The organism is Microcystis sp. M179S2, from assembly GCF_020245805.1.
Taxonomy (GTDB): Bacteria; Cyanobacteriota; Cyanobacteriia; order Cyanobacteriales; family Microcystaceae; genus Microcystis; species Microcystis aeruginosa.
This window is the reverse complement of record NZ_JADBUE010000075.1, coordinates 1-10,669: the sequence shown is the minus strand read 5'-3', so window position 1 is coordinate 10,669 and position 10,669 is coordinate 1. Positions and strand designations below refer to the sequence as shown.

Sequence of the window (10,669 nt, the reverse complement as noted above, 5' to 3'; positions counted from 1 at the left end):
GTAAGGGTACACAGCTTACTTCATTGAGAAAGTCTAATTCTTCTTGTTTTTTCCACTCGGTTAGCATTGAAGAAGTTTGAGCGTAGCCTACTCTTTCTTGCTTTTCGTACCAAGCTTGTGTTCGTTCGTGGAGAGCTTTATTGTAAACTAATCTTACACAGCCCAAAGTGCGCCGCAATAGCGACTCTTGTTCTGGTGTTGGGTAAAATCGGTAGCGATAGCTTTTCCATGTCTCATATTTTAGCATATATTTCGTAAATGTGCTAATATTTAACAGCAAAGCCGCCGTAAAACGGCGGGGTTTCAGACCCAAATTTTCGATGAATAATCTCAAAAAATCTCTCGGCATTTGTTGACCGTCGCTTCTGCTGCTGTGGGTATCCCCGAACCTACGAGTGTTCTTGGTTGTATCACACTAGGGGGTTTAATGCTAGGGGGTACTGTCCGCAAAGCGAGAAAATAATGTCCCAGAGAGAGGAGGCGCGGGTTTCCTCTCTCTTTTTTGAGGGGTTTTCGAGCCTTCAGCTTTCAGTATCTATCCCTAATTCCCGCAATCGTGCCGCTAGTTGTTCTGCTCGTTGTTTAGCCGCAGAAGCCTCTTGTTTAGCCGCAGAAGCCTCTTGTTTAGCCGCAATTAACTCCTCATCGGCAAGGGGAATTAACTCTCCTTCCAGCGTCAACCAGCGCAACCATAGCCGCTCAATCCCCCGATAGGAACCTTGCCACAAACCCAAGCTCAATTCCAGTGGAGGAATCGGTAAGCGTCCCTCCACTAAAGCTACGGGTTGGTAACGACCGCCTACCAGTTCAAACGCTTGAAGTTGGTTAGTATAGCGACTGAAAACCACATAGTAGGGAATCCGCAGAATCTGTTCATAAACTGTCCACTTAGTTGGCGGTTCCCCGGGTTGGCGTAGTTCTTCGCCTAAATCTTGATTTTCCGTACCTGGAGACAATAATTCCACCACAATCGTCGGAGAAACCCCTTCCTGCCAAATCACATAGCTTAAGCGCAGGTCATGGCCATCGTAGAGGCGAGGAACACCAACCACCCCAAACCAATCGGGACGCTTGTACCATTGAGGGTGTCTGACATTGTAGTAAAGGTTGAGGTCAGCAGCGCTAAAAACTAGGTCTGGTTCCCAGTTGGGAGGCTGGAAAGTCAGTAGTAATAACTGAGGTTGTAATAGGTGAAATTCGTCAGGCAAACCGGGTTCAAGTGGATTGTCACTAGGTAAATCATACATCGTCGGCAAGGATTGCCGAGGGGAAAGGGGAGGGTCAGATTGGGGAATGGTGAAGCTAGGTGTAGTCATAATTTTATTTTAGAAAACGGGTTTCTGAAAGAAACCCGTTTTCTGTGTAGGGTGCGTTAAGCGGCTATCAATTTGTCATCAAAAAAACCAAACTACAAACTACAAACTACACTGTAATCTTGATTGAACTAACAGCGTCATTTTCATGATTTATTTCTGGCATTTTTGAAGCGACCGTTATCGTTAATTTCAATCCTAAAGCTTGAAGCCAAGAGGTTAGTTGATTCATGGCTTCAGGTGCAGGTTTTTGCATTAGTTCTTCCAATTGCTTCGCCTGAATTTTGATTTGTTCTGGTGTTAGATTTTGAGGGCCAAGGGCTTCTAGGACGTGATTGAACGCGAGTCTGAGTAATTCTGATTCAAATTCATATTCATCTCCCTCGAGATGAGTTCCCAGATAAACTGCTGCATAATGGGAATCTTTAAGGGATTCGATCAGGGAATCATGATAACTATCACTGATTGGCATTTTCTCGGCTCCTATAGTCTTGCCAATATTTTTGGGCTATTTCAATGTCTTTAGCTTGCGTTTTTTTATCTCCTCCACACAGGAGTAAGATAATTGTTGTTCCGATTTGTCCAAAGTAAACGCGATAACCAGAACCATAGTCTATTCGTAGTTCATAAACTCCTGCTCAAAGCTGATTTATAATCCCCTAAGTTACCTAAATTAACCCGGTTTAGGCGTTGAGCAATTTTAGTTTTAGCCTTAATATCCCGCAAAGAATCGAGCCATTGGGCAAAGGGAACTTTGCCGTCACTGGTAACATAACGTCGAATTTCTCTGGGTTGAGCCGCCATGGGATAATTATAGCAGTTATACTATTTTTCTAAAGTAATGGCAGATATGGTTAATTACCCTCACCCCCAACCCCCCACCCCCCTTATCAAGGGTAGGGTTGATTCATGAATCAACCCTACCCGACATCGTAGAGCAGGGGGGGTGGGAGAGGGGAGTATTTAGAAAACGGGTTTCTTTCAGAAACCCGTTTTCTAGGGGTGGGAGTATGTCAAACTAAAAAGTAAAGCTTAGACAGCCCATCTTTATCATGCCAGATCAGCCAATCTCGATCGCCCAATACTACCACGAGCGGACCAAATACGACCCCCAGACGATCGCCTCAAAAAGTAAAGGTCTTGATTGGAGTCAACAACCCCATCCCTTCAAAGAATACAAAATCGGTCAGACGTTCGATCTCAAACCCTACCTCTCCCGTCAAATGGTTCCCCAAAAAGGAGACTTTTGGCGACGTATATCGCGAATTTTGGGCTGTAGCTATGGGTTAACTGCCAAAATCGCCACTATGGGGAGTCCCTTGTACCTACGTTCCGCACCCTCTGCTGGTGGATTATACCCCGCCGAGGTCTATCTGATCTCCCGTGGCACGGAATTTTTACCCGCCGGTCTCTACAGTTACCAAGGTCAAAGTCACTCGCTGCTTTTATTCTGGGAAAGTGATGTCTGGACCAACCTACAATCTGCTTGTTTCTGGAATCCTGTTTTAGAAAATACCGATATCGCTGTAGTTACCAGTGCCATTTTTTATCGGTCCGCTTGGCGCTACGAAGATCGAGCTTATCGGCGTATTTTCCTCGATACAGGGCATTTATTAGGCAATATTGAGCTATCAGCCTCGATTAATGACTATCGCGCCCATTTAATCGGTGGTTTTAACGATATCCAGATGAATGAATTGCTTTATCTCGATTCCGAGAAAGAAAGTGTCATGACGGTGATTCCTTTGGCAGATCTGCTCAATATCCGGCAAAATCTCCCCCCTAGTACCACGGCACTCCCTTCGGCAACCACGACTCTTTATCCCGAAATTCCCGAGGGAGAATTATTAAACTCCCTACACCGAGCCACTATCATAGCTACAGATGAGAAGATAGAAGCAACTGTTACCCCCTCTAATTGGGAAGATAAATATAATTTTCCTTTTTGTCTAAAAGTTTCCGTGACATCCCGTCCCGTCAATTGGGGGGAAGATTTAATCGATCTGGAAAGTACGATTCTTAAACGCAGATCTACCCGCGCTTATAGTGGTGCTAGTCTCAGTTTAGACGAATTGCGAGCGCTGCTGCATTTCACCTATCAACCCCAAGATTATGTCGGACAAAATCTCGACCCCAATCCCGATTATTTTGCTCTGGATTTATTGGAAACTTTTATCGCTGTTTCGGCAGTAACTGGATTAGAGGAAGGCTGTTATTATTATGCTCCCAAAGCCCAAGAATTGCGGCAAATTCGCTTTAAAAATTTCCGGCAAGAGTTACATTATCTCTGTTTAGGTCAGGATTTGGGACGAGATGCGGCTGCTGTGGTTTTTCATACGGCGGATCTGTCAAAAGCAGTGGCTAAATATGGCGATCGAGTCTATCGTTATCTTCATGCAGATGCGGGTCATTTGGGACAGAGATTAAATTTAGCGGCTATTCATCTGGGGTTAGGGGTTAGTGGTATCGGTGGTTTTTTTGATGATCAAGTTAATGAAGTGTTAGGAATTCCCTCCGATGAAGCAGTTATTTATATCACTACTTTAGGCCGACCGAAAGTTTTTTAAGGTGAGTTTGAACCATTATTAGTTTAGCTGGGTTAAGTATAGCCAGGCTGACAGTTTTCTGTCGGTTTATCCCAGAAGACTTAAGGATAAACCCCCTTGTTTAAGATTCTCTGAGACTTTCTCTCTCTAATTCGATTAAATTATCGATTTTTTTTAGCTTGGCATCCCCGGCAAGATAACCGATCCCGCGATGTAAATGTAAGCGAAATTGTTGAGTTAGAGTTTCTTTATCGGTTCCTAATCCGTCTTGATGACAACGTTGTTTAAGGGCAATTAAGAAAATATCGGCCATTTCTCCCCCGAATACTTTCCAGGATAATTCTACATTGCTATCGGCAGGAATGGGAACGGGAGAGGGGAGACTCGGTTCAGCAAGGGAACGACAAAAAGCCCAACGACAGAGGATATTCCATTGGTCAATTTTAGTGTAGCGTTTTAATTTTATTAGGCTATCTTTGGCGGTTTGAGATAGTCGAAAACGTTCGATCGGTGATTCCATAATCTATAATTTTACCTCGCTCTTACCGATGAGAAAATAGTTAGTCATGCTCAATACTGTTTAATAGGAGAGTGGGAAGTGGAGAGCTTTTTTTCAGTGATCGGTAAACAGTGAACTGATAACTGATAACTGATTCAATGTCTCAAGTTAATTGGGGGAGAATTTCTTGGGAATTTATCTCAGTCATAATCTTACCAAAAGTAGCGGTCAGGGTGAATAGTAGTTTGACGTTGTTGGGAATTATATTCTAGCAGGTATTTTCTGGCGATTACTTCCTGTTCTTCTAATAAGAGTAGCTCATTTTGTCCAATTTCTGTATCGGTAGAAAGGAGGATGACTTGAGAGGAAGCGGCGGGAAAATAACGTTCAACTAAATTATGGCGATGGGAAGAATCTAAACGTCCGAGGGGTGTATCGATAGCGATGGGTAAATCTCGTCCAGAGACTCGCGCTAATCCCCACAAAAAAGCGATCGCTAATAGTTGTTTTTCTCCGGCAGAAAGACGGTGTTTAGGCACATTTTGTCCATCGGGACCAAAGAGAGATAGACCAAAAGTATCAGCATCGATCGCTATTTTCTGCACCAGATCGGACTTATGCAATAAATAACGAAAACATTCCGCCACTTCTCCCTCTAATCTATTTAATTTTTTTAAAGTTAAGCGTTCTTTAAATACTTTTAAAGTTTGCTGTGCTTTGACAATAGCATTGACGATATGTTCGTTACTTTGCGATTCTAAAGCTTTCTCACTATAGGCAAATAATTCTTTTTTAGTTTTCTCAATTTTCTTTTTGATTTCCTCATAATTTTTGTGGCTTTGCTCGTATTCCGCTTGAGCATTTAGATACTTTTTCTGAGCGGTTTTTAAGTTATTACTCAGGGTTTCGTATTCTTCGGGAGAGGCTGCTACTGCTAATTCTCGCTCTAAATTATCTAAGTCAGCTTCCAGATTTCTTAATTGTTCTATTGCTTGATAAGCGAGGTTAATTTGTGCCGGTAGTTGATGGGTTAAGACTCGATTTAATAACTCGATCGCCTCCTCGTCTAAATCTAAGTAAGGAGTAATCAAAGAATCGCTATCCTCAGCTAAAAACTGATTTTCTTGCTGTAAAAATTCTCTAATATTGTCTAATTGTTCTAAAGTTAAATTCAGTTGTTCTAAATAAGCAAGTAACTTTTTATCTCTGGATTCTAAAACCGATTGAGCGACTTGAGACGATTGAAATTTTAGCTCTTTTTCTCCCTGAATTTTAGCCGCTTCTAGGAGAGGAAAAATTAACTTTAATGGTAAAAATTCCCCCGCCAATTGACCTAAATATTCTCTCTGTTTATCTAACTTTTTATCTAAATCCTTTTTTCTGCTCTCTAATTGACTTCTTTCGGCGGCAATTTTTCCGCCATCAATGCGAAATTTATCCGAGACTGCATCAAAATCATTTCTAACCAAATCTAAATTTTTTTGTTGAGTTTCCATCTCTTGTCTAGCCAATTCCAAATCTTCTTGGTACTGAGCTAATTTTTTCTCAATAGCTTCAATAGTTGCCAGTTCATTTTCTGCTGCTAATAACCGGCGCTTACGACTAGCTAAAATATCGAGATCAACGGCTAATCTTTCCGCTAATTCTAACCCTAATAAAGTCTGCATCGAATCCTTAACGCTGTCAGGAGGTACATCCTGTTCTGCCAATTCTTTTACCTGTTCCCCATCAAATAAAAAGAGGTTAGAAATACCCAAAGGTAATAAAGTTTCAATATATTCATCCCAAGTATTAGCTAAGGCGGGATCAGGCCAATCTTCATCTAAAATACCGAGGGTATCCCTACCATCTTTGGGCTGTTTTGTCCAGTATCTAACGATACGATATTGTCGCCATTGTTCATTAACTAGATGTTCAAAAGCCAGTTCAATTCTAGCTTGATCGATGAGGGAAGCTTGATTATTAACTGCTTGACTGAGAAACTCGGCATAACTTAAATTATTGCGAGTAGAACACTTTGCCCGCGCACCGTACAAAGCCAAACGAATCGCATCCATTAAAGTAGTTTTACCGCCCCCATTCATGCCTCCCAAAAGGATAATCGGACAGGGATTGTTGTCTTTTTCGGGACGTAAATTAATCACTTGACGACCGGCGTATGGACCGAAATTTTGCAAAACTAATTCAGTAAAAATCATTAACAGTCAGCCTTATTTAAGTCGAAAGTTTTAGGGAATCTCCTGTAAAAATTATACCTGAAAAAGTGCCGCAGATATTTTTTTACACCCAAGAAAAAACCCCAGACTTTATACTATAGCATTGATCACCAGCGCCTAGATATAATCAAGGTTTCCTGATTTTTACTTTCTAGTTCATTACTGGGCATGAGCCTATTTTTTGAAAAAATCGTTATGATCGGCGTGAAAGTGCCAACACAGGGGAGAAAATTGCTATGATCACGATCGGCGAATATTTATGCCAGCGTCTCCATAATTTAGGGGTTAATCATATTTTCGGGGTGCCGGGGGATTATGTCCTCGATTTGATGGATGTTTTGGTGGAAAGTCCGATCGAATTAGTTTGTACCTGTAATGAGCTTAACGCGGGTTATGCCGCCGATGCCTACGCGCGAGTCAAAGGGATGGGCGCTGTCTGTGTCACCTACGGAGTCGGGGGATTTAGCCTGGTTAATGCTGTGGTCGGTGCTTACGCTGAAAGAGTTCCCCTGGTGGTAATTAGTGGGGCTTCCGATCGATCGATTCGCCGGGATAATTTATTATTACACCACACCACGGGCGATTATAATCTGCAATTGTCCATCATGGAAAAAGTCACGGTTGCCTCGGTTATTCTCACTAATTCCGCCCAAGCAGCCAGTCAAATCGATCAAACTTTAGCCGCTTGTTTGCATCACAAACGTCCCGTGTATATCGAAATTCCCCGGGATCTGGTCTATCGTCCCTGTATCCCCTCAGAAAATCCAATTTATTTAACCGATAATCTCACGGATGCCGCCGCTTTAGAAGAAGCCATTGAAGAAGCGGTTTTTTTATTAGAAAAAGCGGAAAAACCAATTATTTTAGCGGGGGTAGAATTCCATCGGTTTAAACTCCAAGATAAGTTGCTGAAACTTTTAGAAGTAACGGGTTATCCCTTAGCTACCACTATTTTAGGTAAGTCGTCAATTTCGGAAATGCAGCCGCAATTTATCGGCACTTATGTGGGGGCATTAAGTCGCGAATACGTTAGTCAACGGGTGGAAAATGCCGATTGTGTCCTCTGTTTAGGGGCGATCATGTCCGATATGAATTTAGGCGGATTTACGGCTAATTTAAATCCCAATAATTTGATTAATGCCAATTCCGAGAAGATAAAAATTAAACATCACTTCTATCAACCAGTATTACTAGGGGATTTTATCGATGGTTTAATTGATAAGCTAAGTCACAAAGAAGCGGCTACACTAGAGATTAAACCCGCAGCCGAATTGAAGGATTTAGAATTCATCGCCGTGGCAGAGCAAAAATTAACTAATGCTCGTTTTTATGAGCGAATGAATCATTTTATCGCTCAAGAATCTTTTGTTATTTCTGATACAGGGGACGCAATTATTGCCACAATTGATTTATTAATGCCCCAAAAAACCGACTTTATCGGTCAAGCATTTTATCTATCCATTGGTTATTCAATTCCCGCCTGTTTAGGAGTAGCTTTTGCCGCACCAAATACTCGTCCTATCGTCTTTGTGGGTGATGGTGCTTTTCAAATGACTGCCCAAGAACTTTCGACAATTATCCGTCACCATCTCAATCCAATTATCTTTTTAATTAATAACGATGGTTACACGATCGAGCGGGTAATTCAGGATAATATTTATAATGATCTACAACCGTGGAAATATCACCAATTACCAGCAGTATTTAACGGGGAAAGTTGGAGTTGTCAAGTCAGGACAGAAGGGGAATTAGAAAAGGCTTTATCAATTGCCCAGAGTAACATCGATCGCCTATCATTTATTGAAGTACATCTCGATCGTTTTGACTGTTCCCAAGGCTTAACTCGTTTAGGTCAAGCTTTACGTTCACCCCATGCTTAGACTGGTTATGCTATTAGGTTTTGACTGTGTGAAGCTGTCCTAAGACACCAGACTGAAACTCTTTTGGCTCCCAAGAGTCAACAATTAAGATACAATCGGTATCTTAATCAAAGTTTGCCGGTGACAACCGCAACTAAAAACCCTATGAATGCTTTTTGGAAACAAATCACCTTACTGAACTTTTCCCCCGCTTCTTGGTCAAAATATAGCTATCTGCATCGTTTCGTCGGCCTTTTTAGTCAATGGCGACAGGGTAGCCGGTTTGTGGAGTGGACAGAACTGATGGGTGCGCTGTTAATCTCTCTTCTTATCGCCACCGCGCCGTTTTTTTCCACCAGTCAAATCGGTTTTTTGCTGTTAGCAATAGCGGGTTATTGGCTACTCTTAACCCTTGTGGATGAAGGCAAAATCGGGGTGACACCCATACATCTTTTGGTACTTTTATATTGGGGAATTGCCACGGTTTCTACGGCTTTTTCTCCCGTTAAAACCGCAGCCTTGGAAGGATTAATTAAATTAACTCTCAATCTCATCTTTTTTGCCTTTACCGCCCGAATCATGCGCTCACCACGCCTAACAAATTGGATTCTGACTACTTTAGTTTTAACCGCATTAGTAGTCAGCGTTTACGGCATTCGTCAGCAAATTTTTGGTGCGGAACAGTTAGCAACTTGGAACGATCCCACCTCAGAATTAGCGGGAGATACTAGGGTTTATAGTTATCTCGGTAATCCTAATTTATTAGCTAGTTATTTATTCCCTGGTATTGCTTTTAGCGGTGCAGCCTTGTTTGTGTGGCAGGGATGGCTACCGAAAATTTTAGCGGCTTTATTAACTTTAGCCAATGCCGCTTGTTTATTTTTTACCGAGAGTCGTGGCGGTTGGATTGGTTTGATGGTCTTAGGAATCGTCTTCTTATTGCTATTATTTTATTGGTTCAAAAACTATCTACCGTTATTTTGGCAAACATGGCTTTTACCCTTAATTTTAGGGGGTTTAGCCGTGGTGATTTTAGGGGCGATTTTATTGGTGGATCCGCTGCGAATTCGGGTGATGAGTATTTTTGCAGGCCGGGAAGATAGTAGTAATAACTTTCGGATTAATGTTTGGGATGCCGTTATTCGCATGATTCAAACCTATCCACTTTTGGGCATCGGACCGGGTAATGATGCTTTTAAGAAAATTTACCCCCTATTCATGAAGCCAAAATACACGGCTTTAAGTGCCTATTCTGTGCTATTAGAAATTATGGTAGAAACGGGAATTATTGGTTTTACCTGTTTCCTCTGGTTATTAGTCACAACTATCGGCCAAGGCATCCATCAAATTAAACTTTTGCGCGATAAAATGGACAGTCAAGGCTTTTGGTTAATCGGGGCAATTGCCGCTATGGCTGGAATTCTTGCCCACGGTTTCTTTGATACAGTTTGGTATCGTCCCCAAGTTAGTACCCTCTGGTGGTTAGTTTTGGGTTTAATTGCTAGTCGTTGTTATTCCCCCGCTAGAGGTTTTGATCGTGGCAATTCTCTCCTCTAGGGGTTCAATAATTAATGTCTGGTGCTAGGGATAGAAATGGCAAGATTCTACTGCTTGCCAGCCAAACAATCGCAATGTTGTCAATATCAATTTATTGACAACTTCTCAAAGCTGCGATGTCAGTACTGCCAACCGCCGCCAGGTTGAGGATTTGTTTTAAATTATCCTAAATCCTGTTATTAAAGACTGATTATTTATTACCCCTTTTGCCTGTTTCCTTTTGCCTTTTGCCTGTCCTGATATGTAGCTTATATTCAACGGATTTAGTATTACGGATAGGGCTGCTCTGAAGGGTATTTGAGGCGCGTGTGGGCGAGGGCGATTATTAAGAAAAATCACAAATCTTCCATCCTACCATCTCTCGGTGGCCAAAGCAAGAGATAATTAAATTAGATCGTTTCCCAGTTTGTTCCGCGCTTGGCGCGATTTCCCAACTGCAATAACGAGAGTAAATCCCTGTGGCCGTTATAGAGACGAGGGAGGAAAATAATGGATCGTTGTCTTAAGTGGGCCGTTGCGATTGTCATCGGAAATTTTGGGTCTGAAACCCCGCCGTTCTAGGTTGGCTTTACGTTAGAATTAAAAGGCCAGTCTCGAAAACCAAGTGGACGGCGCAGCACCTTGAAAACTCGGCTTAGGGGGTTCCGACCAGAAAAGCTTGGCCGGGTAAAAAGTCGCG

8 protein-coding genes and 2 pseudogenes are annotated in these 10,669 nt (G+C 42.2%); 4 read left to right on the top strand and 6 right to left on the bottom strand.

Annotated elements, in window-relative coordinates:
• A partial coding sequence (locus tag IM500_RS04170) for a helix-turn-helix domain-containing protein (protein ID WP_287737783.1) occupies window positions 1-247 on the bottom strand: 247 nt, incomplete at its 3' end.
• A 126-nt stretch (window positions 248-373) separates the two neighbouring features.
• On the opposite strand from IM500_RS04170, the pseudogene IM500_RS04165 reads away from it, so the two are divergent.
• Window positions 374-463, top strand: a pseudogene (locus IM500_RS04165) (PEP-CTERM sorting domain-containing protein); the annotation flags it as partial.
• 58 nt (window positions 464-521) lie between these two features.
• Here the strand turns inward: IM500_RS04165 and IM500_RS04160 are convergent.
• The 3 genes and pseudogenes from IM500_RS04160 to IM500_RS24420 form a co-directional block, all read right to left on the bottom strand.
• Window positions 522-1,316, bottom strand: a complete 795-nt coding sequence (locus IM500_RS04160; protein WP_190722845.1) for a Uma2 family endonuclease — start codon at window positions 1,314-1,316, stop codon at window positions 522-524.
• Window positions 1,317-1,422: 106 nt separating this feature from the next.
• Window positions 1,423-1,785 (bottom strand): hypothetical protein, encoded by a 363-nt coding sequence (locus tag IM500_RS04155; protein ID WP_190722844.1) that lies wholly within the window; start codon window positions 1,783-1,785, stop codon window positions 1,423-1,425.
• A pseudogene (locus IM500_RS24420) lies at window positions 1,772-2,117 on the bottom strand (type II toxin-antitoxin system RelE/ParE family toxin). The gene IM500_RS04155 and the pseudogene IM500_RS24420 overlap by 14 nt, the downstream one beginning before the upstream one ends.
• Before the next feature lie 248 nt (window positions 2,118-2,365).
• On the opposite strand from IM500_RS24420, the gene IM500_RS04140 reads away from it, so the two are divergent.
• Entirely contained in the window at window positions 2,366-3,880 is a 1,515-nt protein-coding gene (locus tag IM500_RS04140) for a SagB/ThcOx family dehydrogenase (protein WP_190722843.1), read from the top strand.
• A gap of 100 nt (window positions 3,881-3,980) precedes the next feature.
• On the opposite strand, the gene dndE is transcribed toward IM500_RS04140, so the two are convergent.
• Entirely contained in the window at window positions 3,981-4,379 is a 399-nt protein-coding gene (dndE, locus tag IM500_RS04135; RefSeq protein WP_052277560.1) for a DNA sulfur modification protein DndE, read from the bottom strand.
• Window positions 4,380-4,570: 191 nt separating this feature from the next.
• Window positions 4,571-6,556, bottom strand: a complete 1,986-nt coding sequence (dndD, locus tag IM500_RS04130; RefSeq protein ID WP_190722842.1) for a DNA sulfur modification protein DndD — start codon at window positions 6,554-6,556, stop codon at window positions 4,571-4,573.
• Between the two features lie 254 nt (window positions 6,557-6,810).
• Here dndD and IM500_RS04125 point away from each other — a divergent pair, with 254 nt between their 5' ends.
• Together IM500_RS04125 and IM500_RS04120 are read left to right on the top strand one after the other, a co-directional pair.
• Window positions 6,811-8,454: an alpha-keto acid decarboxylase family protein gene (locus IM500_RS04125; RefSeq protein ID WP_287737779.1), complete on the top strand. Its 1,644-nt coding sequence runs from the start codon at window positions 6,811-6,813 to the stop codon at window positions 8,452-8,454.
• A 144-nt stretch (window positions 8,455-8,598) separates the two neighbouring features.
• Entirely contained in the window at window positions 8,599-9,990 is a 1,392-nt protein-coding gene (locus IM500_RS04120) for an IctB family putative bicarbonate transporter (protein WP_287737776.1), read from the top strand.
• Window positions 9,991-10,669: the final 679 nt, after the last annotated feature.

What these genes read in the sequence shown, in the direction of transcription:
- IM500_RS04160 (WP_190722845.1), bottom strand. Translation starts at nt 1,316, where the DNA reads ATGACTACACCTAGCTTCACCATTCCCCAATCTGACCCTCCCCTTTCC.
- IM500_RS04155 (WP_190722844.1), bottom strand. Translation starts at nt 1,785, where the DNA reads ATGCCAATCAGTGATAGTTATCATGATTCCCTGATCGAATCCCTTAAA.
- IM500_RS04140 (WP_190722843.1), top strand. Translation starts at nt 2,366, where the DNA reads ATGCCAGATCAGCCAATCTCGATCGCCCAATACTACCACGAGCGGACC.
- dndE (WP_052277560.1), bottom strand. Translation starts at nt 4,379, where the DNA reads ATGGAATCACCGATCGAACGTTTTCGACTATCTCAAACCGCCAAAGAT.
- dndD (WP_190722842.1), bottom strand. Translation starts at nt 6,556, where the DNA reads ATGATTTTTACTGAATTAGTTTTGCAAAATTTCGGTCCATACGCCGGT.
- IM500_RS04125 (WP_287737779.1), top strand. Translation starts at nt 6,811, where the DNA reads ATGATCACGATCGGCGAATATTTATGCCAGCGTCTCCATAATTTAGGG.
- IM500_RS04120 (WP_287737776.1), top strand. Translation starts at nt 8,599, where the DNA reads ATGAATGCTTTTTGGAAACAAATCACCTTACTGAACTTTTCCCCCGCT.